A 24,706-nucleotide genomic window follows, 5' to 3' on the forward strand; every position below is an offset into this window, starting at 1 on the left:
GATTATTTCCCCATGTCACAGCTTAAATACTGTACTGTGGCGTTCTCGCCTGCAATGGCGTTTGCTCTGATTGTATTGGTGTAATCGCTGAAAGTGCATCCACGATATACACGCAACGTCTTGTTATCCAGCTTGTTAATAACTTCGATGTCGATGATGTCTTTTTGAAGAATATCTTCGCCAAGACCGATATAGCCTGCATGTGCCAAGTCAGTTTCTCTCAACATGTACCGTTCAAGGGTAAACGTCCCTTCATATCTGTTTTGAACGTGTTCTTGAGGCATAATGGACCCGATTTCATAGACACCTTCCGTGCCGAACGTGACACGAGGGTCAATGGATTGAGCACGGCCAACGGTAGCGCCGTCGATTTTCAATAGGACTGTCGCACCAGTTACAACTGTTTGTTTCGCTTCACTTGCCATTCAAAATCCCCCCTTTAAATTTCAATGTCTTTATCGTAGAAGGTCATGTCGATCATCGTGAAGTTCGTCGGGGTTACCGGTGCAATTGCAACGGAAACATCCACACGATCCCTGTGTTTTTTAATGACCGGCGTTTGATATTCCACAATAATTCCACGCTTGATGTAGTCTTTTAAAATGCTAATGGTTCTGTTCTTTGCACTTTCAAGTACTGCCACAGGCGTTAATTTACCGGTAAGCATCTTATCCAGTGCTTTTCTAAGTTCCTTGGATAATTGATCCGCAATGGCACCTGTAGACCGTTCTACCTTCAACGTATCGTTGTATTCCGAGAAAGTCGTGTAGTCCCATACAAGTCGGCTATAAAACAGTTTATGGTTATAGTCGCTAACAACTTGGTCAAAGAACATAACACCCGCATCGATCAGCTTGTTACGATCTCTTTCTTTAAACGTCATTTCAGGCTTATCGAAGTTGAAGCAATCTGCCGTTGCCGATTCAACACCTAAAAAGGCCACACGCCCGGCAATCATAGCTGCCGTGATGTAAGGCGGATACAGCTTTCCGTCAGCATAGAAGCCGGGGCCGACGTATTGAACACGCTCGTGGGCTAGTTTCTTCGCATTTTGAAGCATCACGCCTGCCGTAATGCCGTTTGAAGTGCCGCAAATTAAACGACGCTCTTTATTGTGGCGTTCGCTCATTTGAATAACGTGTTCTTTCGTTTCAGCGATAAGGCTCATGTCATCCGTTAACGGAACAACATAGTCGATGTCATACTTCCCGATCAGATCAAGCAAGGGAATAAAAGACCGTGCCAGTCTCCCTTCCGTGCCGCCCGTTAAATTGGTGAACGGATAGTCGTTGTAGTTGCTAACTTCACGGTTGATGATCGCCGCAACAACAAATTCAGATTGGAACGCACATGTCTTTTTCAGATCTCGCAACACGGCTGTAATTGATTTCGTTTCCTTGATGTCTTCCTTTTCAAGGAAATCAAGGTCATGGACGTTTAATTCCGCGTTAATCGTGGGAACCGTTTCAACTTCATAATTTTCATAGCCTGCAAGGAACATAGCCAGGTTTCGAATCGATTTGAATTGCCCTACTGTTAGGTCAATATCCAAGTCGATAATGGCTTTTTCAGCACTTTCGCCTACAAAGGTTTGAAGCTTAATCGCATCGCCTTCGCCATTGGGAACAATGGAAATTGCCGCATACTTTTCCTTCCCTTTGTAAGTGATGGTAAATGCACCGCCAAGGTTATCGAATACTTCATATTCATCGGAAATTCCGTCATAGACTGTAAGCTTTTTCGTTCCGGCTACAGTACCGTCTTCAAGCTTGTGAGCAATGTGGTTGCATTGGTCGCCATAGTCTTTCGATTCAAGCGTATAAACAAATTCGCTTTCCGTTACCTTTGCCGTACAGGGAATCAGGAACGTGTCGCCGTGGGTATAGGTGCCGCTGTTGAACGTTACCTTTACGCCGTCTGCCAGTTCTTTGTCTGTTGCGTTCGATGTTTCGGATAAGCTAAGTTGTTCAGCAATGGGCACATCATCCGACGCCAAGCAATACATGTATTCGCATTGACCGATGTCTTTCGTTCCCTCTGACGTGATGGTGATTTTAAAGGTCTTGTTCACTTCTCCGGTATATTTCCCGGAAGCGGTCACTCCGCCTGTGGAATTGGCGTGTTTTGTTTCGGTGACGCGCTGAATCGTGCTGTCTACTTCTTTTGCCTGGTATACTGCTGTTTTCGCTTTCGTTGCGTTATTTGCACGAATGGCGAAAATAGAGTCTGCCCCGCCAAGTTGTAAGGTGTCTTTTGTCGATACAACCGGGTTATACGCTTTAAGGCAGGCATCTAATAATGGGCCGCCCTTTAACAATTCTTTTGCGGTTTCAGGGTCTTCAATGAAGGTGATTTCACCGGGGACACCACCTTTAGATTCGCCAATAAAGGCGATATTTTTTGCGCCATTGGTTTTATCCTCGCGCATTTTGCTTTCCACATAACTGTAAACACCCGGTGTACGTCTGTGGATACCATGAAAGGTTTGCCCTTTTCTAAAAGCCATATTTCCTCCTTATAGGTAATCTTTTACGAGCTCTTTCCATTCGCTTTCGGTTTTGTAGATCTCGCCGTCCAGCTTCATCTTGATTGCCGCTTTTGCCTCCGGTCGAATATCTTTTCCAATGAAAAATTCGTCGAAATGTACAAGCCGCTTGGATTTTTCGGGCTTGTGTTCTTTCTTTTCAACTTCTTTTTCAGTCGTCCGCTTTACTTCCTTTTCCATTTAATCCCTCCAATCTAATGTCAACTTCATCAATTGTTGTTCCTATTTCTGCCATAGAGTCGTCTTTGCCTGCGAACATTTCGCCGACGTGGTAACGAACGGTATATTCAAGTGAGAGAATGACTGCTTTTCTGTAAACAAAAACCGTGAAGTAGTCGGGAGCCGGTTCAAGGTCTCCGCCACTCACGGTAGATAATAAAAAGCCTTCTTCTTCCATCTCTTTACGAGCGGCTAAAAGAATATACTTTACGACGCTGTATAAAAATGACGTTATGATCGCATTGTCTGACCACACTTCCATTTTCAGCTGTATGCGCATTTGAGCGTTTCCCACAATATCGTGGAATCCTTTTTCCCATCGTAGGTAGTTGTCGCCGAGTTCTTCATAGCCTTCGTCGATACCGCCGCTAAGGCCATAATCAACTTCGTCTTCTCCGGCAACTGTTACCACAATGCAGGGAAGTTGCGCCGGTTCACGAGGATATCCGCATAAAACGTTGATCCTGTAGTCACTTAACAACGTATCCATGCTTTGAATCGTCTTTGGGCTTGCATACTCAAAGTACTTCTCTAGGTCATAGGTTCGTAGGCGCTCTATGCCGTGTTCTAAGAGGCGTTTCACGTATAAGTCAATTAGAGGTATCATCAGATATTCAACTCGCTTTCAAGGTACCTGGCGGCCTTCTCTGCTACGTTTTCAAAGGCCTTTACACCTCTTAATCCGGGGTGTTGCCACGATTTCGGATCGCTGTTCTGTGACACTCTACGGAAAGTCATGTATTGGCCACTTTGCTTCCCGGACGGTTGCGACGTTTGAACAATGCGTTGCATACTGTCATACTTTGAGTTTTTCCACCGATACCCGGCATGTGACGTTTCAGGGCCATAACCTAACTCTCTAACCAGTGCTTCTTTCAATCGTTCGCCACTGTTCAGCTTTCTGGCATGTTTCAGTATGTCTTTCGGCATTTGGTAATGTCCGCTTGTTCTATGGCGAAGGGGAATGGTCATGTACCATCCGTTTTTCCCTTGCCGAACATTCGGCGATTTGCTGAATCCTTGCTTCATGTCGAATGGCGGGGAACCATTTTCAAGCATGAGGGGAAAGCGGCCACGCAAGACAATTTCCCCGCTTGTCTTGCCGGTCATCTTTACGCCGCTTACACCCATTGCATAGCTTGTAAAAGTGCCGTGTAGCTTGCTTTGTGCATCTCTTAATATTTCGGATCGAGCGAAGGCAAGAGTATTCATGACCGCCTCTTGAACGACGGCTTCAAATTCATTACTCATAGGACAATTCCTCTTTCGTCTCTTCCTCTTTCGTCTCTTCCTTTTTTCTATTGACGGTTTCGCCATAGACAAATTCAAGACGCTTCGCCAAGTATTGTTTTGGCATCTCAACGGCATAGGGCGTTGTCGTCCCTCTGTTATTTCTAACACTTCGGAATTCGTGCATCATGTCTGTAATGACGTATTCAGGCGAAGTGATGTATAAAATACTGATCTTATCGCCTTCACGTGGCTTTGTGGCGTCGTCAATCCAGTTTAAGCGGTGCCTCCCCTCGTCGATTACAAAATCGACGTTCTCTTCATAGATGTGTTCGCCTTCCATAACGTAGGAAACTTGCACAATAGGCCGATAGGTCGATGATGTCTGTTTCCTTCCCATGGTTAAGGTCTGTGAATGCTTACAGGTCGTTTCGTAGAAGTCCAGTTTGTCTCTGTAACCTAAAATAACGCCACGTTCAGGCGTTATATAGGCTTGTCCGGGTTCGTTGATCCCCTGGATCGTCAAGGCCTGTTCATTCGTAAACGATGAGGACACGACGCGGATTCGCTTCTTTGCAAGGTAACGATAGCCGCTTCCATGGCATAAAGGGCAATGAATGTAGGGCTGCCCTTCTTCCATGCACTCACAAACGATCGCAGGTTTCCATATGGCTTTGTATCCGTGTTTTTCAATTAGTGCATCGAAGTTTTCTGGTATAAAGCTTGCGCCAGCTGCCATGGTTCACCCCCCTTACAAGACGACGGCATCGAACCGTGCAAAGTGTTTTCTAATGATCGTGGTTAACTCGTCTAAGTCCTTGCGGTATTCAAGGATACGGGCACTTGCGCCGCCGTACATTGCCGATTGCGTCGTTCCGATGGATTGACTTAACCCGTCGATGGAGATGGACGAAGAAGCAATACCGGCGCCGATGATCTGATCGCCCCATACCTCAAAGATGGAAATGGCGGCTTTTTTATAGATCCAGTCCAGCAGGTTCTTCGGAATCTGCTCTTTCTTCATTCCGGCCACATAGGAGACTTTGATTCCCATGGGCATGTAGTTTCGATAGACGAAAAACGGAAGTACCGTTCCAATGTCCGGGGAAATAAGTTGCATGCTTCCCGAGGTCGGGAAAATGGTGATTTCTCCCATGCGCTTATCTACTTGGATCCAGTCTTCAGGTACCGAAAGGATCTTTCGATTCCCGATGAAGTATTCCATCTTCGAAATTTCTTGAATGGGCCGATGGTAAAGCGGTGTGTATTGGAAATTCCACATGCTTTCGCCTTCATAGTCGTGGATCTCGTCTTCCACGACACGGGTGCGAATGGAAATATCAAACATCTGCTCCGCTGCATCGACGGCACTGTTAATGGATTGAACAAGCATCGTCCGAGAGAACGGCTTGCCGTCATAGGTGACCAGGTCAATCCCGATAAAACAGGCATCCAGTAATTCATCGGTGCGCATATCTTGAATGACGATTTGTTTTTCGGCTTCCTCGTCGGGCGGTAGCACGAAAGGCTCTTTCGGCTTCTCCGGTTCAAGGGCCGACGACGGGTTTTCAATCATGCAGCCTTCAATGTATTTGCGCATGGTTCACCGCCTTATAACAGTTCAATCAATTCTGCTTTTTTCGCCTTGGGATCGTATTTAATGTTACGCTTTTCCAGTTCCTTTTTGATCTCTTGAACGCTCATGTCCTCGTAGTCTGTTGAGGGTTCTTTTTTTTCGTTCACTTCTTTGTAGTTGGGTAATTGTAGTAGGGCTTCGCCGACGTCATTTTCAACATCGGCTTCCCCTAATTCATTAAAAGGAATCGACTCGCCCATATAGGACAAGTCGAGACCTTTTAACTGAAAGTTTTTAATTTTCATAGTATCACCTATTTAACTTTAATGTTCTTGATGACGACGAAACGCTTCGGTGCGTAAACAATCGGGGTACCGTAAAGGAATACACCGAAACGACGAACGGGGCCTACCATTGCGTAGGGAAGTTTGAACATCGGGGCCAATTGCTTGAATACGATGTTTTGTTCTCTAAAGTCACCTACGACTGCCATGGCGGTGTTCGGAAGGGTTTCGTTCTTGTCAATGAATTCGGTTTCGCCGCCCTTTTGAGAGGTTTTAGCGCCTACACGTGCGATTTCGTAGTAGTCGGTTTTATCTTTTTCGGTGCGGTAGATAACGAAATATTCAGGGGCGAAGAGTTGAGCATCGGAGTTTTTGATCGTCAGCTTAATGCCCTTGGCTTGATTTTCGGTCAGTGCTATAGGTGCGGCTTCCACGGCAACGGAACGGCCGTTTTCGTTGTAGGCTACGACTGCATAGCGGTAGGTTCCTTTGTCCATGGCGTCGCCTTCGCCCTCTGCGTAAACCTCAGCCTTAACGGTAGGAGCGGACGGCGGATTTTGGCCTGCGGCCGCTTGCTTCGGATCCAAAGCGGTGATACCACGGCGCATAAATACGTTCGGTACAACGTCCATAGTGCCGCCGACGGAATTGAATTGGGTGACGGTGGTACCTGCTACTACATTGCCTGCCTCAACGTTCATAAGGGCACGTTGATTCGGATAGTATTGTTCACTGAATACACGGCTCACATTGATCGGCATATAAACTTTGGTCGCTTGGCCATAGTTGTTCAATACGGTTTCAGCACTGTTGTTCAGGACTTTATCCGTGAGGTATTCGCCCTTCAAGTCGATGGTGTTGTTTGCTTCGGCTTGCTTGATGATACCGTTCCATTCGATACCTTCCTTACCGTCTGCGGAAAGGGTGCTATCGCCGTAGAACAAGGCTCTTTCGGCTTGACCTAAGATATAGCGCATACCGTTTTGAGTTTCCAATGCTTCGGGTTCAGTAACGTTGGTGACCAAGGTTTGAAGATCGGTAATGCTTCTGGTGGTGTTCAGGCATTTAATCAACTCAAAGTTACGTTCAATGCTTGCGGTGGTGTCCACGCCTGCGATACCTTCACGTTGGAAGCCGGAGAGGTCTTCGCCGTAATCGGTAATGGTGTTGTATTCTTCAACGGTGGAGAAGGCTTTTACTTTGGGAATGTCTCTCCACAATTTGAGATTGGTTTCGTCATAGGTTAATACCTTGAGGGATTGTTCAAGGGATTCGGGAATAAGGGCTGCGCCGCCTGTTTGATTGCCGGGGCCTTTAATTTGTTGAAAGTCGTTGGTGCTTAATGCTTTGTAAAGGTCTACAATTTCTCTTTGATTCATCATGTCCTCCATTATCCTAAGTGTCTTTCGAGTACTTTGCGTGCGCTGTCGGAAATCGTGCCGCCTAATTCGGCCATGGTTACGTCGCTTGCTTTAATGCTGCGGTTACCGGCTTCGATCTCTTTAGCTAAAATGCTTGCTTTTTCCGACTTTGAAAGGTCGTCAATTGATTTGCTTTCTTCGAATTTGTCTACATATCGGCTGTTCGAAACGCTTTTGCGCATTGCCGATTGTTGTTCCAGCTTCAATTCAAGGTTTTTAATCGACTTTTGAACCTCTTCTTGAGCCTTTGCGTTTTCGTCATCGACTTCTTCCATGGCCTTGTTTTGTTTGTCGGCCACGTCAACAAGACGATTCAGATTTTCTTCTAGGCGGTCGATTCGGTCGTTGAAGCTTTGAGCCACTTTTTCGGCGACACTGTCAACTAATTCTTCGAAGTCCAGTTCAACGGTTTCGCCTTCTTCTTCCTCTTCTTCTCCGATTTCTTCGTCCTCTTCAGACTTTTCGACGGGTTCTTCTTCGTCTTCTTCAGGCTCTTCTTCGGGCTCTTCGCCGCCTTCGGATTTTTCTACATCGTCGTCTACCTTTTCGGCGGCTTCTTCAATGTCTTCATCGACAACATCGTCGCTGCCAACATCTACATTTTCGTTTTCTGTATCAACGACTTCTTCTTCGTCGTCTTCCCTCTCGTCATCGAGGGGATCGTAGTCTTTGGATTTCATCAATGCATCCAGTGCATCTTGAATCCCTTTAAATCTTTTTTTCATCTACAGTCCTTTCCTTTCAGGCATCGCTTTTAAGACTTCATTCGTGTAGGTGTCGAGTTCTTCTCCCTCTACGCCTCTAAACAGTCTCAAAAACGCTCGTACGCCCTTTTCCGAGGTGTCCTCATTGGATCGAGTGACAAGGTAGTCCATGCACTTCAATGCCTCTTCATCGCCACTTAAGGCGGAATCACAGGCGACTTTGACGTGCTCCAGGCTTTGTTTCACCAGGGGACTTACTTCGAACGGCCTTTCCCCAGTCATGCTCTTCACGAGTGCGCTCCACGACGTTTTTGTGTTCACGGGCGTGGAGGTTAAAGCGATGTTGTTCACCCTGGCCTTTTCAATCCGGCCATTCAATCCACGCTTTAAGACTTGTCCTTCAATAGAGAATCCAAGCCTGCGCGGTGTGTTGCTCTTTTGTAGGGCGATTGCCGTATCCCATACTCTTTTTCCGTCGTCAGTGTTGAGTATGTAGCCTTCTACATACAGGCCGTCTTTTGTAATCTGTGTATTTTCTTTGTCCGGGTATCCGACGATTTTCGAATTGTCGTGATCCCAGTTGAAGAAACCCCGCTCCAAGAAATAGCTAATGTCCAGCCCTTCTTGCATGACCTTTTCACCGTCTCTGTCGAGGTCAGGCGTGGAGGCTACACCTTTAATGCGGCCTAATACGCCGTTGTCTTTCTCCGATTTCGTCATTGAGTCAATCGGAACGTATACTTTGATGTCTTCCATGTTTCATCTCCTTTCCTGTTAAAGTTTCGAGGCAATCACCCCCTTTAATGGCAATAAAAAAGCACCCATGCGATTTTGCATAGGTACTTGATTATTCAATCTTTTTGTTATTCTTCGGATTCTCCCACTTCAACCTTTTTGAGCTCTTCTTCACGGCTCTTATATACGGGGTAAATCCAGTGGAAGGCAATGTCTTTCTCGCCTAACTCCTCTAGCTTCTTCATGGCGTTGTATAGAGGATCTTCGCCTTCAATGATGATGTCTGTATCAAGCTCTTCGAAAATGTCTGTCACGGCATCTTCATTCTTCGGGTCATTTAATTGGTAAATGGCATCGGGTAAATAGTCAATCCACATATTTTCGTTCATAATTCCCTCCTATTGGAAAGCCGATAGTGTTTCAGCCGCTTCCTCATCTTCTTCCAGTAATCGATATAAGAGAGCCGTTGCAACTTCTCTGTATTGAAAACTGTTCATGGCACCTTGTAGGGAGATTAGACCTGCCTTGATCTGCTCTACTAGTTTTCCCATTTCGGACTTTTCATAGGTCTGGCCTTGTTTTTCGGTTCGTTCCCTAACAACCTTTTCAACATGATCTATATTCTCTACATATCTATCCACATTGGCATTTTCTAATCTTCGATCTTTCTTTCTACTAGATTCCAGATGTTCTACAACATTGCTCATGAACTCCGAGTCCTTTGCCACCATTTTTTCGCACAGTATATCTCCAATTTCGTGGACTGTCTTACCCTTGAACTCCGGCATTTCTTTTAAACGAATGGTCGTTTCTGTAACGAAAGGAAGGTAAGATGGGAACCTGTCGTAATAGTCCTTGCCATAGGCCTTGCGTGTTGCAGCTTGACCCATGATTTCAACCATACCCTCATTAAAAACAGAAGTCATACTTGAAAGGTTCGTCCCATCGCTCTTCTTCAAATTTCCAAAGACGCCGTGCATGCACTCATGTATTGTTGTTTTGTATGAACTTTGACGGCTTTCCGGATAATCTACGACTGCGATTTCTAAAACAGGGTTGTCCTTCTTCGGATCTGTTAGTATCGAACAATAGCCTGCTAACTGTCTGCGTCCTAGCTTAATGCTTTTCCCGTTTCGTTTAACATATAGGGGAACATCTAATCCGAGCATATCCATTGCAGCACGGGCCACGGTGTCGGTGTGAGAATCTTTAAGTTTTGATAGCTTTGAATTGAAGTCGTCGTAGCTATCGGCCTTTGCGTATTCATTCTTTGATTCTATCTTTTTCGTTCCAAACCTTCTTAGGTACCTCATCCTTTTGGGGAATAGGTCTTCGGATGAAATCCACATAGAATCATCGTCGTCGTCTTTTCTGGTGACTTCTTTTACTAATTCTTGAATTGAACCTATACTTTTAACGTCATACCAGAAATTCGAAGTGACCTCTGTTTCGAATATCTTCCGTGCAGTCTCTAATGATTCTCTTGTTAGACCGTCGATCTCATTATACTTGTTGCTATCAACGCTTCTGCCTTCCGCTTCCGATTTTTCTTTGTTGCCCATCAGCGCTTCGGCTCTCAATAGTTTAGCTGCCAGACCGGAACGTGTCTTTAATGCTTCCTGTTTCTTCTCTGTTGCTTCTTCAGGTGAAGCAGCTCCGGCATATCCAAACAGCTTAGGCTCTAATTCGTTTTTTGAGTTGAAGAAACTTTCAATTTGATGGCTAAAATCACTAATGGGTGGTTTTTCCCCGGCCCTGTGTAGGTCAATATTAAAGAAGAACGCCACCGCGCCAGCCCAATAATCGGGATCCGAATTTGATAGGGCGTTCAGCGTGTTCTCTATAAAACCATTTGTTTCTTTATCATATTCAAACGTTTCAGGTCTTTGAGTAATCCATGTCAGGATTTCGTAGCAATTCGACAATGCATTTTCAACAATTCTTGTTCTTAAATCCGCCGTGTATTCGCTCATACCTTCAACGTTCGGTAGTTTTTCTTTTAAGTTGCCAAACTCTTTATCGTGCGATAGTGACTCAAGCGCCGTAATCTCATACACACTTTGAAGGATCTTTTCAGGCGACATGTTGTTTCTATTGTCTATCCATTCACGGCTTGAAGTGTTGCTTAGCATATATCTGGCATAATTCGTGAGTTTTCTTTCTGCCGCCGAATCTTTAGGCGTAATGTTTTTCGTCTTCTCTAAGATTTTTTTATAGCTTTCGTAAAACTCATCACGAATATCTGCCGCCCATTTCTTTTGTTTCTCCGACCCTTCAAGTGTAATGTTCTCGAACCAAGGTCCTTCTCCTTTGGGTGGTTCTTCAATATCTTTCTTCTCGCCAATTTCTCCTTTCCAAACTACTTTCATTGAACGTTGGAGAGGACCATCGAAAGAATCGTATACTTTTTTCGGTATAATCGTGGCAAATTCCATATCAAAATCCGCATCGACCATCGGGAATTTGTTAGAGGGGCTTGTTTCTGGAAACTCGCCTTTAAGCACGACTGTGTCATTCGACAAGTCAACGGGTTCATCGTTCCTCCTCCGACGGGCAACGACAATGTCACCAAGCCTGTTGGCTTTGTTATGGCTCGCTAGTGTCGGTGCTCCATATTTGACGACTACATATTCGTTTTCTCTTTCGTCCCAACCGTAATATTCGGCAATTAAGTCTCGAAGTTCATTTTCTCTATCTTGGCGAACACTCCATTGTAATCGTTCTCTGTCCCATTTTCCACCAATCTTTTTAACTTGCTCATTAAACTCTTTGTCATGTGGCGAGGCAAAGACATATGTGCGCCCATTTTCTCTTTCTATCTTAATGTTTTTCTTGCCGGCCCGGCCTTTGAGGGTTTCAATTGCTTCTTCTAGTTTCGTATCTGCTTGTTTTTCCTGCTTTGGTTTCTCTTCTGCAGCGGTTACTTTTTTAATGTTTTCTTTTGGCTTTTTCTCTTTTACCTTTTCATCCTTCGCCTTAGAAACTGTGTAATTCTTCTTCACAAAACCTTGAAGCGTATCCGTCGTCTTGGATTCCTTGTACTGTTTAATCAATTCGTCTTCATTCAAGGTCTTTTTAGATTTTCTATCCTTGAATTCTAATTCATCTGTCGTCTTTACACCGGCACGCTTCATGGTCTCTTTAAGTACATTTAATGCGGCGCCGGGGTTCTTCCATCTGTGGGAAGAATACTGTCCTGTCCGGCCGTTAACTTGCACGGCCACCTTTACAAGGTTCGCACGATTGGCGGCCTTCATGAGGTTTTCTTTTTTTACTAACTTTACCTTCATGCCCTATCCTTTCAAATTTGTTCAATGGTTATTGCTTTTTCTATGTCGTCGTCTCCGAAATCGAAGTCGAATCCGCCGTCATCTCCTCCACCGCCCGCTTGCATCTTCGACTGCATGAAGTACGCGTTTTCAATAATGTCGCCGCCTTCAATGGGTTCAAGGCCACGTTCGGCTCTGATTTCATTGACTGTCATAAAGGTTTCCACTCGCTTCTTGTCGATGTCCAACTTCGCTTCTTCGGACTTTTCATTGACGCCTTCAAAGACGAATACATAATCATCTGAAAATTCTGAAACAATGTACTTGTTAATGGTGTTCTCGATGAATTGTAGTAGCGGGTATAAGCCTTTATCTTTCGATTGGTTATATTTGCCTTCTTCGCCCGAGAAAAGACTGGATCCCTTCCCGCCTACGCCTCCATTATTAGGGAAGTTGATTTCAGCGGGGTCAATCTTATACACGGCTGTGGCGATGTTGATTAAGTAGTTGACCCACTTTTCAAACACCATTTCGCCGCCGGACTGTTGAATGTTGATGAATTCTAATTCCCCCGGCAACTGGAACACGGGAATCTTCCACGCTCCCTTTTGCCCGGTGACTTGGGTTCGCCATTGCCTTTTAAAGGATTCAAGGGTATTTCGGTTCCCGAGGCCCGAGGGGTCTTCCTTGATGTTCAGTATGCCTTTTGTCATCCCACCTTGTCGGAAGAACCGCATGTTGTAATCTTCGGCTTCAAGGTAGGAAGTCAATTGCCGTACAATGATTTCAATTTCGGATAGGCCGTAAGGCTGTAGGTTCACATCGGTGCGTGGGTTCCGCACGGCGAAGGCCATTTCTCTATCAGTGAATGAGGCTACCACCTTCCCGGCGATAACTTGAACAAAGGCTGTTTCATCGTCTCTATCATCGTCCGGTACGGGCTTAATTGTCTGTGCGTCCACCGCATAGAAGGCGTTCAGCTTGCCTTGGCTGTCCCTCGTAATCTCAAAATTCATTTGATCGCATATAAGGGAATCCCGCACGGTCTTTCGTAGGAAGGTATCGAAGTTGTCTCTCGAATGGTCTTTCGTGGAACCGCATTGGTAGATAAAGTCTTCGATTCGTTTGATCTCTTGTTCTTGCTCTTCGGTAGGCGCCGCTGTTCTATCCCTTAGCTTCACCCGATAGCCAATGTTCTTGTCGCTGTATCGTGCCCGTGATGTGAAGTTTCCCACTTGATCGACACGTGTTCCGATAATGGCACCAATAGGGGCAACCTTCACGGCTACCTCTTTCAGGGCTTCAAACGAAAGGGAAGCATACCTGTCCTTGTATTCTGCGCCGAAGGACACCGTCCCGAATGAAAGGTCTTGGGACTCTGCTTTCGGTACAATGCCCGCCCTCTTAATAAACTGGTCACTGTTGAATGTCCCGCCCTTGGCTTTGATCTTCATCTTTCCAACTTTCATCTGTCACCCCCCTTCACAATCATTCCATCTTCAAAATGCGCACCTTTCGGCATAACCTCTAGAACACACGCGCAGTGAGGATGAAGTACTCCTAATGTCGGCTGCCATTCGGATGTTTTCTTCCCGTAGTTGGTGCCGTTGGCCATCAGCTCCGATAACTTGAATAGCTTCGGTGTTCTTCCGTCTCGCTCTAAGTAATGTTTTTTGCAATGAGGACAAGCATTCGGCGCCGGGCGTTTAAAGACCAGTGTCTCGCCGCCGTCTTTTGAGAAGACGCTCTTATGTTCCAGAATTGCGTCGGCGAACCCTTGATTCATGTTGTTTACAATCTCGCTTCGGACAATTCGGTTCCAGTCCGTCTTGCTGTCGCCTGTCGCTCGTCGCAAGATCGATTCCATTTGTGCCCTTGTTCGCTTCTCCGGATTCAGTCGATTGGTTATGGCGTAGTCTTTCTTCAACTCTTCGATAACCGCCCGTGTAAGCGTGCCTTCCAGCTTTGCGGCCGCTTTATCTAAGTCATTAGTAACTACATCGCTGTCCAGGTAAAAGCCCTTATTTTTGATTCTAGGGGCTTTCTTTAGCGCTTCCTTGATACGCTCGTGGCTCATGCCGTCGAAGTCACTTGGTTTCATGCCGCCTTTCTTATAGGCGTGTTCAAGAATCGGGAGAATCTCTTCGGGGATGCCGATTTTCATGGCGGTAGACCGTTTGATCTTCCCGCCTGTCGGCAAGAGGCGCAAGATCTTTTTGTAGTATTCAATTATCTTTTGAATGTCTGTGTATTTGCTCATGCTCACCTCTTTTATGTAATGCTCCGCACGTTTTAAGTTTTTTCTGTTTTGGTGGGTACGGAAGGATTTGAACCTCCGATCACGGTATTGGTTACCGTTGCTTTGCCTAACTAAGCTACATACCCACGGAAACAGGCCCTGTGCAGAAAAGATGGTCTATGAAAAAAAGGGGTCTAGGGTTTTAAGAAGGAAAACATGTCCAGGAGTCTCTTCAGGGCCTGTTGCAGTTTAACGTCATGCCGGACGGTTTATTTTTTTCTAACCCCTTTTTGTGAATTGAAGTAACGCTGTTTCTTTTTCAGCTGCTTGAATTCTTCTTCGGTCAATAAGCGTTGAATGGCTATCTTGTATTTCTTGCAGTGAGGGTATTTGCCAATGTCGATGATGTGACGGCACAATTCAGCCTCTTTCTTCGTAAAGAAATGGGCGTGTTGCTCATAGGTTCCGTTCTCACGCTTCAATAGCCATGGGCGCTCTAAGTTTTCGGTGTACTTAATACTTAACTTCATAGGTTTTCTCTGATGTCGTTTAGATCGATTCGCACACTGCGTATAGATTTCTTTGTATTATCCGTTTCGAACATTACGTCCAGAATGTCTTTAATCATTGCATCGGTGACCTTGGAATATATGGCATCGGCATAGTCGGCTAAGTATTTCAAGTAATCGTCTTGAATCTCTCCGCCTTTTCGGTCGGCTTGTATGCTTTGTAGTGCCTTGATTAAGACCTCTTCCGGATCGTCGATATTCTTCATTCTTACTTTATACAATTGAGACCACGTCCATTCTGTAACCTCGACTGACGTTCAGCCCGTATTGCGTTAACCTATCCACGCCAATAAGGGCATAGGACAAACAGCACGCTAAGTGATCGGGGCCTTTTCTCGTGGCCACTTGATACACCATGCCGTCTTTTTCCTTGTCCAGGATTTGTACGTTCTTCAAGTGTTTTGTCACTGTCTTTGTCATGTCATCTTGCCACCCGTAGAAACCAATGTAGCCTTGCTTCACGCTTTGGAGTGTCCGCTGCATCTTCGATGTTTTATCCACGGTGACCATTCGCCGGCTTTCGTTCCATTGATCCACGAAGTTTACGGCACTGTAGGGCCCGGTGATGGTTTTCCACGTACAGGAATAGGCCGCTTCAGGGAAGGCCCGGTAGAGTTCCGTGTTCTTGTCTGCACCATAGCCCGCATCGGCTACGATTAGATTCGGCTTGTAAGGCTTTAAGTGAGATATCACTTGCTTCACATCATATAGGGGCTGTGTCTCGCTCCTAAAGAATTGACGCATAGAGACGATTTGAAGAGAGAGGTTCGGGCGTATACCAATGACAAGCACCCACGACGGTTCGCCCCAATCAATCCCCGCTACATAACCGATGAAGTCATCTGAAAGGCTTAGGCTCTCTTTTTCCATGGCGATATGGTTCTTTACGTCCTCGTCTGTGACCATGATCCCCGTATTGGCATAGGGAAGGCCGATAACGTAGTTGTAGAAGATCTGTTTGAATGGGTAGGCGATTTCTCTGCGCTTAATGCTGTCCGCCGAAATGTGAACGGCATTTAACTGTGAAATGTAATATCCCCGAATATCGTGTCTGCCCGGATGTTTCGCCACCCATTCGCCTGGTGTCCACCGGTTCAGCGGTCTATGGCAATGAACGCATTGATATTCGTATGTACCGTCTTCGATTTCTTCGGTGATCGGATTGACACCGTCTTTAACTTGAACGATTGAATCGATGGTTATTTCTTGCCACTGTCCGCAATGATCGCATTTATGGAGATAGTGTCGTTGATCGCTTTTCAGAAACAGTTCATTGATCCCCACGCCGGGAATGGTAGGTGTTGACCATCTGCGCATAAGGCCATACTTCGAAGAACTCATGGATTCACTGAAGGCATATTCGGCGCCTATCCGCATCCGGTCATACTCGTCGGCGCAATACATGTCGATGTCCGCACCTTCCCCTTGGGATCCGTCGCCCGATGTCCGCATAAAGATATTGGAAGAGCCTATGGATTTTGTACTGACGTTGTTAAGGTCTTTCCCCACTTTCGCCAACAACTTCGGACTGCTATTTATCACCGGGCTTACCCTTGTTCTTGAGAAGTCGGCCATTTGTGCGATGGTCGGGAAGGTATACATGATATTTACATTCTCGTGGTTGTCTGCGAACCATAGCACCTCTGCCGTGGCCAATTCACTCATCCCCAACTGTCTCGACTTTTGAATGACCTTATTCGGGTGACCGTCATTTAGAATGGCTTCTTGCCATGGTCTATGGGCGAATGGATTATGTGACGAACGAAAGGTCATAGGCTTTGACTTAATCGGCTTGTACTTTAAGGCCCATAGTGCCGGGTAACGCATCAGCATCGCCCGCTCGATGGCATTCGCCGTATCCTTCTTCTCGAAGTGCTCTATGTCCTCTGTGCGATCCCAAACCACGGCTTAACACCTTCCCCTTCTTCGAATGTTTGTCGTCTTAGGTTTATTTTTTGAAGCCCGGATGTAAAATAGGCCTTGTTCAAGTGAATGACCGCCTTTTCGCCGTCGCAATCCACGACGATACGCAAATAAGGATACATATAGCAAATAGCGATGTTTGCATCGTCCCCATACAGATCTCTTATCTCGTCCGAAGAAAGCTCTTGTCGCTCGTCGATGTACCTCAACACGACGGCATCGGTGATTTCCAAGGCCATGTATGGCTTATTGCCGATAAGAACATATTCTTCAAAGTCCATGATTAATTGATTGTCGCTTTTCAGCATGGCCAAGGCTTCATCGTAGGTCATCCGTTCCCCCTGTTCACCTCGTCGTTACTTGTGTTGTAGGAATTAAATAGCTTATCGTAAAGGGATTTAACTGTTTCGTCTTCACTGTCAATGAGTTCGGAAAGCTTAAAGGATTCGGTGCTTTCGTTCGGGTTCCGTCGCCTGTATTCGTCCATAAGAATGAACGACTGGATCACCTTCTGGAATTTATCCACTGAATCGATTCGAATATCACCGGCTAACACGTCGTGCTTGAATTGAACCAATAAGCCTTCAATAGCCGCATCGATGTTTTCATCAGGTGTCATTTCATCTCGAAGGATTAGATCAATGGTGTTGACTTTCAATGGCTTCTCCAATTTCTATGTCGCTTTTACCTATGCTGCGCAAATAATCCTCGTAGTAGTCCGTTTCCTTGTAGAAGCTTTCCTCTACCCGCTTCAACTCTTCAAGGGCTTCTTTCCTGTCTACTTCGGGGATCCGGCTAAACATGGCTTTGATTAGTAGCTTGTACTTCTCTTCGGTCATTCGTTGTAAGTGCTCAATGCCGTATTCAGTCATACCGCCGTAGGAGCCTTCGGTAATGGCTTCTTTTAGCTTGATCGCATCAAACACATCTTTCACGCTGATCTCTTGTTCGCCGGAGGCCAGCCGGTCTTTCAACTGCTTCGCCCCTTCTTGAATGACGATGTCGATGTAGTCAAGATCCCGTTTGATCTTTCCCCTCGATGTGAGATTGATTTTGTTTTCGGCATTCTTTATAACGTCGATAACGTTGTTATTCTCTAAGGCTTCATTGATATGTTTTTGTTCCGCCGCCACTTGATTCCGAAGTTGTTTGTACTTGGTAATATAAGCGGAAGATATTTTAAAACCCTTCTCTTCAAGTGCTTTGGATATGTTCTCGTAAGGTACCTTGTTGTCAATCATGGCATCGGTCATGTTGCACAACGTTTTGTTTCGCATCAGGTCTCTTACTTTGGGCGGTATCTTTTTATTGGTCATCCATACCACCCGTTAAGTAGATGGTGGTAAAGAATAAATCGACGATGGCAATGGCGCGTTGGAAGCCTTCTCTAATTGCATCTTCACTTTTGCTCTCATAGTCTTCTAATACCAAATTGGCATTTTCTTCTATGAATGCCTTTAGCGATTGATACATGGCGTCAGCTTCTTTGTCTTTTTCGATCTCATCGTATTCGAAAGTGTAAGGCGGTAAATAGTCATCTACCGTCGCTTTTCTCTTATTCTTTACAATGGTTAATTCGTGCTCTTCGCCCTGTGTTAAATCGACTGATTTTCTTCCCATACCCTCACCTCGTTTCTCATTTAGGCTTTTTTATAGTGAATATTCAAAAAAACTTTTTGTTTAAGGACATATTGGCCCTTTCCGACGTTTTCAATATTAAAAAAGCCGAAGGCTATTACCTCCGACTAATCTATGTTCACACGGCGTTATACCCGCCCCACGCGTCTATATAGATACCGTGTACCGCGTCCCTCGTCGTGTATGTCACATGTAATTTAGTGCTATGCCCCATGTACCCCGCTTTGGCACTCAACATAACGTATCAGTCATTTTTTATCACGACGCCACCAATAAAAAAAGATAGTTGCGCCTTTGCACAACCATCCACATTAATATTATACCACGGAAAAATCGGAAAATTCGCCCTTTTTTCAGTCATCTTTAACTATTCCTGCGTTCTCTCCCCACACCGTCAATAAGGCGTGATAGGCATATCTTCGTTTTTCCTTCTCTTCATCAGTCTTGCAGTTTCTTAAGGCCTCTTCCATACAATCTAAGACCGTCGTTAAGTAATCATACGGCAAGGCTATCTTAACGAATTTCATCTTCGCCCTCTCTTTCTTCCAGAAACTTATTATGGAGCTTTCTCGCGTAGCTTTCATTCGTAGCACCCAAGCGTTCACTTATTTTCTCCCATGTCCATCCCTCAATATAACGTAACTCGAATATTTGTCTTATTCTGCTGTCATCTATATCAGCTATAAAGCGCTCAATGCTTAGCGCCATCGCTTGGCACTGTCTCGATCTGAGTGCTAATATGTTTTCTAATTCTTTCTTCGGAGACACTTCTCCCTCAATGGTGACATGTATCTCTTGATAAGGGAACTCGGCATTTGACGCCCGAACACTATCTATGACTGTTGTCTTTAAGCGTTGTATGCGTTGTTCCAGGTGTTCGATTTCTCTTTTTAGATCACGATACTGTGCGAGCGTTTCTCTTTCCACGCCGATTCCTTTCTATGTAACGTGGCCCCACCACCACGCTTTCCCACTGCTAATATGTTGAACCTTACATTCGATACTACATTTAAAGGCGAAGCAACCACCGCAGCACTACCAATAGCTTAACTATCTTTTGTCGTAATAACGTTGGATATCCTTCCACGTTTTGCTTTCTACTCCGGACCATTCTTCCAGGCGCCGTGCCATGTCATCAGTGATGCGGTAAAGCCCCCATTTGAACATATCGAAGTTTAATCGACTTAAGCCCATTCCATTTCGGAAGTCCTCTTCTGTCTCTGTTTTCTCTTCTAAAATGGGTTTGATGTATTCCCACGGGCTGAAATATCGTTGTCCATCTTTATTCTCATACATCATCTGTGCGTCCGTCTGGTTCTCTTATCGTATCTTCGACTAAGCCTTTTAGGCTCATTTGTGCCGATTCCAATTCCCCGCAATCCTTGTTCGATAAATACCTAAAGATATAAGCCACTGCATCTTTTAGGTAGATCGATTCAAGTTTTGAGCGAGATTTGTTATCTATCAAATCTTCAACTGCCCTGTAAAGAATATAGATTTCGTAGCTTCTCATTCTATATCTCTCAATCTGTGCCTTGGCCTCGGGCTATTATGTCGTTTTGGACAATCTCTTTCCATTTCTTGTATGTCGCTTCTTGTTCTTCTCTTTCTTTTTTCAATTCATCGAGCAGCTTTGATCTGCGCCTTTCGTTTTTTATTGTCTTGATATAGCAAGCAATAATAGCACCAGTGCATATAATGTTTGTGGTAAATGCTAAATTTTCTAATACTTCATTCATTTTCTACCTCCTGATTATCGCTTTGTTTTTTATAAAATCCCTTCGGCTTCTCTAGCGATTTATAGACCAAGCATCCTTTTTGAACATTGTGGCATTGAGAGCAGTGCACGCAGTCGTTGCTAATTTCTACTCTCCCGCCCTCCATCGTCATACACCCGTTGTGGCAATCCGCTTCGCATTCATGGCACTGAACACAACAAGCGGCCTTCCGAAAAACATTTTTCAACAATTTATAAAATGACGCATTTTTCCTTCTCGTCGTTTCGTCAAATGTCACTTCGATTGTATCGCCGATTTCCTCGATCTCTACCTCATGGACCTTGCCCCTAAATAGGATCTTGTACGGCGATTCCTCATTCAGTAACACACCGATGGTCTTTATCCATTCTTTCCAACTTGTTCTCGGCTCAGTTATTTTGATCGTGTGCAGGCCCTCGTCTAATATCTCAATGTAGTTCAATGGCACGTCGATGTCTCGCCCGCTCTTCCGTGCTTTCCATCCACCGTTGTCGATAAATTCTTTCAGTTTGTTATCCGATTCAAATCTATTTTTATAGGCTTCTTTTAACGTGTCGATGTAGGCATCAAATTCTTCCGTATAGTTGGCTCGCGTCATGTAGCCGCTTTTTTGCGAGGCCTTCGGGCAAACAAGACATCCCGCCCGGCTACTTCCTTTTTTGTATGCCTCGTTTAGATAAAGATCCTCGGCAAAAATATATAGATACAGCTCGGCGGAATTCCATTCCAATATTGGATTACAAGCATATTGCCCTTTGTGCTTTGTTCCCACACTTAAATAATCGTAGTTGCTACGAGATAGGCTCTCGCTTGCCCGTATCCCGATAAAGGCCATGCCCGTAAAATTCGTCTTTCCCGTCACCTTTCTTAGCGATAGGACCTGCGGCGCCGTTTTGTGTACCCCGCAACACCACCGAATTACACTTGCCGGAGGGCCGAATAGTTTCCATGTTTCTTCCGGCGTATAATCCGATGCCGCCCGGATAAACTCAATTCCTTTCTTGCGGCATATTTCTTCCACCACTTCCACGGTTTTGTAGGTGTCCGGAAACTCCATTCCTGTGTCGCCGAAAAGCACCTTGAATTTATCGTGGGGCAATGTTTTTTGAACGATATCAAAAGTTACCATGCTGTCTTTGCCGCCGCTGAAGGCAACGTAAAATGCGTCGATCTTGTCTTTGTTTTTAGCGTAAGTCTCGAATACGCTCGCAATGGTATTTTGCACCAAGCTATCTAATAGGTCTTTGTTTTTCTCTACCATGCGTGGAACGTCCACAAATCGCAGCGGTGCGTTGTCCGGTTCCGGCTCTTCCAGAATGGTTACTTCCGGAGCACAATAGACCGACCCGCCCTTTGTCCTCGCTACTTTACGCCCGCGATACCAGTAGTTATTTGATTCTGCCCACATGTATGGATAAGTATCGTCTTTCTCGTAATTCCAATACTTATCGAAACCTAGCAGATCTAGCTCTTTGTAATAGACCGGCCGCGGCTCTTTGCTGAAAGATAATGGCGTGCTGTTAAGAAATAGCCCACCTGTTTCATCATCCCATTCATACGAATACATTTTGTGCCTCCCGTCGTTAACGCTATAAACTCAATAGGCGGACTACGTCTCCCGGCTTGTGGCCGTCATACTCCGGCGCAAACTCCAATTCTTTAACCCTAAATAACCCCCAATACTCAATCCCATAATGATAGGTGTACTGCCCCTGTGGCGTCTCTATTCCGCAGATAAAATCACCATCGAACATTGTTCCATCGTGGTGTTTTCTTGCCTTCCAGGCGATTTCTGCATTTTTATTCAGAATCACCGAAAAGAGAATCATTCTGTGATAGCAGAGTTCTCCAAAGGTATGGTAACCGTCCGAAATATCTTTTCTCGTAATACCTGCATCTCTCATTCTTTCTAATTCAGCGTTAATTCTTTGTTTCTCTTTATTCAAGATTTCCTCCGTGAAAGTGTTTGTTATATGCCATTTTCCTGACGTCGGGAAAATGGTTTAAAACGGAACATCGTCATTATTGACCGGATAATAACCGGCATCGGATCCTTGCGGACCAAACCCTTGACCGCCCATGTTGTTTCCGCCTCCATTTTCTTTTGCACTCTCAATGAAATGGATGCGGTTTACTATTACATCGGTGGTATAAATCGTCTGGCCGTTTTTGTCGTAACTCCCGGTAGAGATCTTCCCCTCTACCGCAATACGATTCCCTTTGTGGAAGTAGTTTCCTAACATCTCCGCCGTCTTTCCAAACGCTTTAATGCCTATGAAGTCGGCTGTGGGATGTCCATTAGCCTGTGCCTCTTGACGCTTCTCTTTGCTTAACCCTCTATCAACGGCAATTGTTGTGAAGGTGTTCGCTGTGCCGCTTTGGCTATAACGTAGTTCCGGATCTCTCGTCAATCTCCCGTAAAGTACAACTAAATTCATTCTTCACTCTCCTTATTCTCGAAAAAGCCACTTTTCGCAAATTACAGACATCAATTTCCTTCCTTATTTTAAAAAATGCGACTTTTTTGAAATTACAACTCCATTTCCTCGCTGTAAATCTCGAAATTGGCATTTTTTTAATTAAACGTTCGGTATTTCAATTAATAGGTATGATTGAAAATCTATGATTTCCCGATCCATCATGCTTCTAACTTCATTTGCTCCAAATAATACTTTCATCCGTGCACCACTTAAACCAATTTCAGACTTGATATCGAGTCCACTTTCTTTTACAAGTTTGTAATCGTAAGTTTTGTTATCGTAGACCATGATGAGATCCGGATTCTTTGCGTTGTATATTCGAAATTGCTTTACTATCTTAATAAAGCTTATCGGCACCTCTTCAAGGCATCCAAATGTATCTTCTACGATTCCATATGTGCCGTCATCTCTATCAAAGAATCCTAGCAAGTGGCCAGTCTTTGTCTCTGTATCTTCGAAATTTAATCTGTATTCGCATTCTCTTCTCATGCCGAATCTAAACCCTTTCTTCTAAAAACTCTGCAAGATACTGCCATACCTCTTTGTCGCAATCCATCCCAAGGTTTTCGCATTCTTGTATTTCTTTGATCATTAGCTTTACCGTATTGTCTGTTAACACTTCTACGTTGTTCTGGATGATGTCTGATATTGCCGATGTAATATAACTTCTTCTGCCAAGTGCATACCGGAAGGATGCGATGAATAACAGTTGAAGGTCTTGATTTCCTAAGCGTAGGTTTTTCGCTACCCCTTCTTTTGCTTCAATGCCATACCTATCAACATATTTGGCAATTGCACCAAGCCCATAACAAGTGTCGTCAACAAAGTTACACAATTGATCTGGTATTTGTCTTTTTAAGTCGTAGATATCCTCTGTGATCATTTCAAGAAGAAGCATTGCGCCTTGTTTAGTTACCGTTTTTCTTTTGTTCGATTTCATTCTTCTACTTCTACCTTTTTTAAACCAAAATCCCTGTTTTCTGTTGGCGTTTTTGAATATTCAGATATAGAATCCACTAACCGGGAACGTTCTTCCTCGTTCGTTACACGGATTTTTTTATCTCCTAATTTCAAATAATCGCCGTTTCGCATTTAGGCTTCGATCATTTCAAACTCTTTCAAGTCTGTTTCGTACTTTCTTTTGATATTCTCGATCTCCTCTTTCGTAAAGGTCATCGCATATACATTGTCATCCCAGTTGCTACCCAGTAGGAACACCTCTCCCGTATCTTCCCGGATGCTTAAATAGCCGCCATAGTTCTTCAGGATCCATTTATGTTTAAGGTAGTACTTCTTAGGCACCCATCTTTCACTTGTCGGCGTCTGTGCATACTCAATGAATCCGTCAATTAGAGCGTGACGTTTATATGTTTCTAGGCGTTCCAGTTCACTTTCTTTACACTCCCACAATCCCTCATGGTCTATATATGCAAGAGCAACCAATTCGTCGCCATTCATCGCACATATCATTTCAGTTTCTTCGTCGTCATCGTCGATGTCACTCTTATATTCAGCGTCTAGTCCTAATCCCTTAATAAGTTTCTCTAGTTCTACCGTTTGCATGATCTACTTTCCTTTCAACTCATAATAACTTACGTAACTTCAGTTTGTTTTACTAAACTCCCAGCTCTTTCAAGGTATATTTTTCTAAATCGATCGTACCATCACTTATCAATATTCTAAGCTGTTCATTATTAAAAACAGATCTCTTCGTTGCATCTTCGGGCTCAAATTCGAGTCCAAATGCAAACGATAAGTTTAAGGAAAAACGGTCAACCGTTTCATATTGTTTTGTCTCCTTGTTATAGATTAACAAGTAGTCTGTGTTTTCTTTCAGATGTATTCGGTAAGCCTTCTGTGTCTCTACCAAATTAAGAGGTACCGTTTTTAGTTCTCCCAAAATAGTTTCGATAATGGCAACATTATAATGCAATATTCCTTTTGAGCATTTTTCGCTTTCTGTACCGAAACCTACTAGCCGCCCCGCCTTTTTGTCATTATCGTTGTCCTCAAGTCTGTAAAAGCAACTTATTCTCATTTTTCATCCCTCCATCTATAACCATTGTTCAGCTATATCAGGCTCTAGTAGCGCACAGTATGGCCACCAGTATTTTGAG

At 44.5% G+C, this 24,706-nt stretch carries 34 protein-coding genes and 1 tRNA gene; all 35 read right to left on the minus strand.

Annotated features, from left to right (window positions below):
- Positions 1–2: 2 nt before the first annotated feature.
- The 35 genes from WKT05_RS01020 to WKT05_RS01190 all read right to left on the minus strand — a co-directional run bounded on the left by WKT05_RS01020 (position 3) and on the right by WKT05_RS01190 (position 24,627).
- Positions 3–425, minus strand: coding sequence for a hypothetical protein (locus tag WKT05_RS01020; RefSeq protein ID WP_340412536.1), 423 nt, complete (start codon positions 423–425; stop codon positions 3–5).
- Between the two features lie 14 nt (positions 426–439).
- The gene (locus WKT05_RS01025) at positions 440–2,506 is read right to left on the minus strand and encodes a hypothetical protein (RefSeq protein WP_340412537.1); all 2,067 of its coding nucleotides are present in this window, start codon (positions 2,504–2,506) and stop codon (positions 440–442) included.
- A 9-nt stretch (positions 2,507–2,515) separates the two neighbouring features.
- The gene (locus tag WKT05_RS01030) at positions 2,516–2,725 is read right to left on the minus strand and encodes a hypothetical protein (protein WP_340412538.1); all 210 of its coding nucleotides are present in this window, start codon (positions 2,723–2,725) and stop codon (positions 2,516–2,518) included.
- Positions 2,697–3,254, minus strand: a complete 558-nt coding sequence (locus WKT05_RS01035) for a hypothetical protein (protein WP_340412539.1) — start codon at positions 3,252–3,254, stop codon at positions 2,697–2,699. The genes WKT05_RS01030 and WKT05_RS01035 overlap by 29 nt, the downstream gene beginning before the upstream one ends.
- Positions 3,255–3,370: 116 nt before the next feature.
- Positions 3,371–4,015 carry a hypothetical protein gene (locus WKT05_RS01040; RefSeq protein WP_340412540.1) on the minus strand — a complete coding sequence of 215 codons (645 nt, stop codon included), beginning with the start codon at positions 4,013–4,015 and terminating at the stop codon, positions 3,371–3,373.
- Positions 4,008–4,733: a hypothetical protein gene (locus WKT05_RS01045; protein ID WP_340412541.1), complete on the minus strand. Its 726-nt coding sequence runs from the start codon at positions 4,731–4,733 to the stop codon at positions 4,008–4,010. Before WKT05_RS01045 ends, WKT05_RS01040 begins: the two co-directional genes overlap by 8 nt.
- A gap of 12 nt (positions 4,734–4,745) precedes the next feature.
- Entirely contained in the window at positions 4,746–5,594 is an 849-nt protein-coding gene (locus WKT05_RS01050) for a hypothetical protein (RefSeq protein WP_340412542.1), read from the minus strand.
- Positions 5,595–5,605: 11 nt separating this feature from the next.
- Positions 5,606–5,875, minus strand: a complete 270-nt coding sequence (locus tag WKT05_RS01055) for a hypothetical protein (protein WP_340412543.1) — start codon at positions 5,873–5,875, stop codon at positions 5,606–5,608.
- Between the two features lie 8 nt (positions 5,876–5,883).
- Positions 5,884–7,233, minus strand: coding sequence for an SU10 major capsid protein (locus WKT05_RS01060; protein WP_340412544.1), 1,350 nt, complete (start codon positions 7,231–7,233; stop codon positions 5,884–5,886).
- Positions 7,234–7,244: 11 nt separating this feature from the next.
- Positions 7,245–8,000 (minus strand): hypothetical protein, encoded by a 756-nt coding sequence (locus tag WKT05_RS01065; RefSeq protein ID WP_340412545.1) that lies wholly within the window; start codon positions 7,998–8,000, stop codon positions 7,245–7,247.
- Positions 8,001–8,735: a hypothetical protein gene (locus WKT05_RS01070; RefSeq protein ID WP_340412546.1), complete on the minus strand. Its 735-nt coding sequence runs from the start codon at positions 8,733–8,735 to the stop codon at positions 8,001–8,003.
- A 107-nt stretch (positions 8,736–8,842) separates the two neighbouring features.
- Positions 8,843–9,103 (minus strand): hypothetical protein, encoded by a 261-nt coding sequence (locus tag WKT05_RS01075; protein WP_340412547.1) that lies wholly within the window; start codon positions 9,101–9,103, stop codon positions 8,843–8,845.
- Between the two features lie 9 nt (positions 9,104–9,112).
- Positions 9,113–12,004 (minus strand): hypothetical protein, encoded by a 2,892-nt coding sequence (locus WKT05_RS01080; protein ID WP_340412548.1) that lies wholly within the window; start codon positions 12,002–12,004, stop codon positions 9,113–9,115.
- A gap of 11 nt (positions 12,005–12,015) precedes the next feature.
- Entirely contained in the window at positions 12,016–13,452 is a 1,437-nt protein-coding gene (locus tag WKT05_RS01085) for a phage portal protein (RefSeq protein WP_340412549.1), read from the minus strand.
- Positions 13,449–14,243, minus strand: a complete 795-nt coding sequence (locus WKT05_RS01090) for a hypothetical protein (protein WP_340412550.1) — start codon at positions 14,241–14,243, stop codon at positions 13,449–13,451. Before WKT05_RS01090 ends, WKT05_RS01085 begins: the two co-directional genes overlap by 4 nt.
- Positions 14,244–14,292: 49 nt before the next feature.
- Positions 14,293–14,368 (minus strand) — tRNA-Trp (locus WKT05_RS01095).
- A gap of 123 nt (positions 14,369–14,491) precedes the next feature.
- A complete protein-coding gene (locus WKT05_RS01100) occupies positions 14,492–14,752 on the minus strand; it encodes a hypothetical protein (RefSeq protein ID WP_340412551.1) in 261 nt (86 codons plus the stop codon).
- Positions 14,749–15,012: a hypothetical protein gene (locus WKT05_RS01105; RefSeq protein WP_340412552.1), complete on the minus strand. Its 264-nt coding sequence runs from the start codon at positions 15,010–15,012 to the stop codon at positions 14,749–14,751. The genes WKT05_RS01100 and WKT05_RS01105 overlap by 4 nt, the downstream gene beginning before the upstream one ends.
- A complete protein-coding gene (locus tag WKT05_RS01110) occupies positions 15,005–16,696 on the minus strand; it encodes a phage terminase large subunit family protein (RefSeq protein ID WP_340412553.1) in 1,692 nt (563 codons plus the stop codon). Before WKT05_RS01110 ends, WKT05_RS01105 begins: the two co-directional genes overlap by 8 nt.
- Entirely contained in the window at positions 16,669–17,046 is a 378-nt protein-coding gene (locus tag WKT05_RS01115; protein WP_340412554.1) for a hypothetical protein, read from the minus strand. Before WKT05_RS01115 ends, WKT05_RS01110 begins: the two co-directional genes overlap by 28 nt.
- Entirely contained in the window at positions 17,043–17,372 is a 330-nt protein-coding gene (locus WKT05_RS01120; protein ID WP_340412555.1) for a hypothetical protein, read from the minus strand. The genes WKT05_RS01115 and WKT05_RS01120 overlap by 4 nt, the downstream gene beginning before the upstream one ends.
- A complete protein-coding gene (locus tag WKT05_RS01125) occupies positions 17,353–18,030 on the minus strand; it encodes a hypothetical protein (protein ID WP_340412556.1) in 678 nt (225 codons plus the stop codon). Before WKT05_RS01125 ends, WKT05_RS01120 begins: the two co-directional genes overlap by 20 nt.
- Entirely contained in the window at positions 18,020–18,334 is a 315-nt protein-coding gene (locus tag WKT05_RS01130) for a hypothetical protein (RefSeq protein WP_340412557.1), read from the minus strand. Before WKT05_RS01130 ends, WKT05_RS01125 begins: the two co-directional genes overlap by 11 nt.
- A gap of 371 nt (positions 18,335–18,705) precedes the next feature.
- Positions 18,706–18,879 carry a hypothetical protein gene (locus tag WKT05_RS01135; RefSeq protein WP_340412558.1) on the minus strand — a complete coding sequence of 58 codons (174 nt, stop codon included), beginning with the start codon at positions 18,877–18,879 and terminating at the stop codon, positions 18,706–18,708.
- On the minus strand, positions 18,866–19,279 hold the full coding sequence (locus tag WKT05_RS01140) for a hypothetical protein (protein ID WP_340412559.1): 414 nt from the start codon (positions 19,277–19,279) through the stop codon (positions 18,866–18,868). Before WKT05_RS01140 ends, WKT05_RS01135 begins: the two co-directional genes overlap by 14 nt.
- A 123-nt stretch (positions 19,280–19,402) precedes the next feature.
- The gene (locus WKT05_RS01145) at positions 19,403–19,651 is read right to left on the minus strand and encodes a hypothetical protein (RefSeq protein ID WP_340412560.1); all 249 of its coding nucleotides are present in this window, start codon (positions 19,649–19,651) and stop codon (positions 19,403–19,405) included.
- A 224-nt stretch (positions 19,652–19,875) separates the two neighbouring features.
- The gene (locus tag WKT05_RS01150) at positions 19,876–20,091 is read right to left on the minus strand and encodes a hypothetical protein (protein WP_340412561.1); all 216 of its coding nucleotides are present in this window, start codon (positions 20,089–20,091) and stop codon (positions 19,876–19,878) included.
- Positions 20,084–21,676, minus strand: coding sequence for a phosphoadenosine phosphosulfate reductase domain-containing protein (locus WKT05_RS01155; RefSeq protein WP_340412562.1), 1,593 nt, complete (start codon positions 21,674–21,676; stop codon positions 20,084–20,086). Before WKT05_RS01155 ends, WKT05_RS01150 begins: the two co-directional genes overlap by 8 nt.
- Before the next feature lie 22 nt (positions 21,677–21,698).
- Entirely contained in the window at positions 21,699–22,055 is a 357-nt protein-coding gene (locus WKT05_RS01160; RefSeq protein WP_340412563.1) for a WDGH domain-containing protein, read from the minus strand.
- A 57-nt stretch (positions 22,056–22,112) separates the two neighbouring features.
- Complete coding sequence (locus WKT05_RS01165; RefSeq protein WP_340412564.1) at positions 22,113–22,547, minus strand: single-stranded DNA-binding protein; 435 nt, start codon at positions 22,545–22,547, stop codon at positions 22,113–22,115.
- 141 nt (positions 22,548–22,688) lie between these two features.
- Entirely contained in the window at positions 22,689–23,078 is a 390-nt protein-coding gene (locus WKT05_RS01170; protein WP_340412565.1) for a hypothetical protein, read from the minus strand.
- A gap of 7 nt (positions 23,079–23,085) precedes the next feature.
- Positions 23,086–23,529, minus strand: a complete 444-nt coding sequence (locus tag WKT05_RS01175; RefSeq protein WP_340412566.1) for a hypothetical protein — start codon at positions 23,527–23,529, stop codon at positions 23,086–23,088.
- Complete coding sequence (locus WKT05_RS01180) at positions 23,526–23,663, minus strand: hypothetical protein (RefSeq protein WP_340412567.1); 138 nt, start codon at positions 23,661–23,663, stop codon at positions 23,526–23,528. Before WKT05_RS01180 ends, WKT05_RS01175 begins: the two co-directional genes overlap by 4 nt.
- A gap of 18 nt (positions 23,664–23,681) precedes the next feature.
- Positions 23,682–24,152, minus strand: a complete 471-nt coding sequence (locus tag WKT05_RS01185; RefSeq protein WP_340412568.1) for a hypothetical protein — start codon at positions 24,150–24,152, stop codon at positions 23,682–23,684.
- A gap of 52 nt (positions 24,153–24,204) precedes the next feature.
- Positions 24,205–24,627 carry a hypothetical protein gene (locus tag WKT05_RS01190; RefSeq protein WP_340412569.1) on the minus strand — a complete coding sequence of 141 codons (423 nt, stop codon included), beginning with the start codon at positions 24,625–24,627 and terminating at the stop codon, positions 24,205–24,207.
- Positions 24,628–24,706: the final 79 nt, after the last annotated feature.

This window comes from Peptoniphilus sp. HCN-40583, from assembly GCF_037892835.1.
Lineage (GTDB): Bacteria > Bacillota > Clostridia > Tissierellales > Peptoniphilaceae > Aedoeadaptatus > Aedoeadaptatus rachelemmaiella.

What these genes read in the sequence shown, in the direction of transcription:
- WKT05_RS01080 (WP_340412548.1), bottom strand. Translation starts at nt 12,004, where the DNA reads ATGAAGGTAAAGTTAGTAAAAAAAGAAAACCTCATGAAGGCCGCCAAT.
- WKT05_RS01170 (WP_340412565.1), bottom strand. Translation starts at nt 23,078, where the DNA reads ATGAGAAGAGAATGCGAATACAGATTAAATTTCGAAGATACAGAGACA.
- WKT05_RS01045 (WP_340412541.1), bottom strand. Translation starts at nt 4,733, where the DNA reads ATGGCAGCTGGCGCAAGCTTTATACCAGAAAACTTCGATGCACTAATT.
- WKT05_RS01065 (WP_340412545.1), bottom strand. Translation starts at nt 8,000, where the DNA reads ATGAAAAAAAGATTTAAAGGGATTCAAGATGCACTGGATGCATTGATG.
- WKT05_RS01130 (WP_340412557.1), bottom strand. Translation starts at nt 18,334, where the DNA reads ATGGGAAGAAAATCAGTCGATTTAACACAGGGCGAAGAGCACGAATTA.
- WKT05_RS01055 (WP_340412543.1), bottom strand. Translation starts at nt 5,875, where the DNA reads ATGAAAATTAAAAACTTTCAGTTAAAAGGTCTCGACTTGTCCTATATG.
- WKT05_RS01150 (WP_340412561.1), bottom strand. Translation starts at nt 20,091, where the DNA reads ATGAATGAAGTATTAGAAAATTTAGCATTTACCACAAACATTATATGC.
- WKT05_RS01155 (WP_340412562.1), bottom strand. Translation starts at nt 21,676, where the DNA reads ATGTATTCGTATGAATGGGATGATGAAACAGGTGGGCTATTTCTTAAC.
- WKT05_RS01115 (WP_340412554.1), bottom strand. Translation starts at nt 17,046, where the DNA reads ATGACCTACGATGAAGCCTTGGCCATGCTGAAAAGCGACAATCAATTA.
- WKT05_RS01070 (WP_340412546.1), bottom strand. Translation starts at nt 8,735, where the DNA reads ATGGAAGACATCAAAGTATACGTTCCGATTGACTCAATGACGAAATCG.
- WKT05_RS01175 (WP_340412566.1), bottom strand. Translation starts at nt 23,529, where the DNA reads ATGAAATCGAACAAAAGAAAAACGGTAACTAAACAAGGCGCAATGCTT.
- WKT05_RS01050 (WP_340412542.1), bottom strand. Translation starts at nt 5,594, where the DNA reads ATGCGCAAATACATTGAAGGCTGCATGATTGAAAACCCGTCGTCGGCC.
- WKT05_RS01125 (WP_340412556.1), bottom strand. Translation starts at nt 18,030, where the DNA reads ATGACCAATAAAAAGATACCGCCCAAAGTAAGAGACCTGATGCGAAAC.
- WKT05_RS01085 (WP_340412549.1), bottom strand. Translation starts at nt 13,452, where the DNA reads ATGAAAGTTGGAAAGATGAAGATCAAAGCCAAGGGCGGGACATTCAAC.
- WKT05_RS01100 (WP_340412551.1), bottom strand. Translation starts at nt 14,752, where the DNA reads ATGAAGTTAAGTATTAAGTACACCGAAAACTTAGAGCGCCCATGGCTA.
- WKT05_RS01185 (WP_340412568.1), bottom strand. Translation starts at nt 24,152, where the DNA reads ATGCAAACGGTAGAACTAGAGAAACTTATTAAGGGATTAGGACTAGAC.
- WKT05_RS01040 (WP_340412540.1), bottom strand. Translation starts at nt 4,015, where the DNA reads ATGAGTAATGAATTTGAAGCCGTCGTTCAAGAGGCGGTCATGAATACT.
- WKT05_RS01090 (WP_340412550.1), bottom strand. Translation starts at nt 14,243, where the DNA reads ATGAGCAAATACACAGACATTCAAAAGATAATTGAATACTACAAAAAG.
- WKT05_RS01020 (WP_340412536.1), bottom strand. Translation starts at nt 425, where the DNA reads ATGGCAAGTGAAGCGAAACAAACAGTTGTAACTGGTGCGACAGTCCTA.
- WKT05_RS01030 (WP_340412538.1), bottom strand. Translation starts at nt 2,725, where the DNA reads ATGGAAAAGGAAGTAAAGCGGACGACTGAAAAAGAAGTTGAAAAGAAA.
- WKT05_RS01165 (WP_340412564.1), bottom strand. Translation starts at nt 22,547, where the DNA reads ATGAATTTAGTTGTACTTTACGGGAGATTGACGAGAGATCCGGAACTA.
- WKT05_RS01145 (WP_340412560.1), bottom strand. Translation starts at nt 19,651, where the DNA reads ATGATGTATGAGAATAAAGATGGACAACGATATTTCAGCCCGTGGGAA.
- WKT05_RS01035 (WP_340412539.1), bottom strand. Translation starts at nt 3,254, where the DNA reads ATGGATACGTTGTTAAGTGACTACAGGATCAACGTTTTATGCGGATAT.
- WKT05_RS01190 (WP_340412569.1), bottom strand. Translation starts at nt 24,627, where the DNA reads ATGAGAATAAGTTGCTTTTACAGACTTGAGGACAACGATAATGACAAA.
- WKT05_RS01135 (WP_340412558.1), bottom strand. Translation starts at nt 18,879, where the DNA reads ATGAAATTCGTTAAGATAGCCTTGCCGTATGATTACTTAACGACGGTC.
- WKT05_RS01060 (WP_340412544.1), bottom strand. Translation starts at nt 7,233, where the DNA reads ATGAATCAAAGAGAAATTGTAGACCTTTACAAAGCATTAAGCACCAAC.
- WKT05_RS01075 (WP_340412547.1), bottom strand. Translation starts at nt 9,103, where the DNA reads ATGAACGAAAATATGTGGATTGACTATTTACCCGATGCCATTTACCAA.
- WKT05_RS01025 (WP_340412537.1), bottom strand. Translation starts at nt 2,506, where the DNA reads ATGGCTTTTAGAAAAGGGCAAACCTTTCATGGTATCCACAGACGTACA.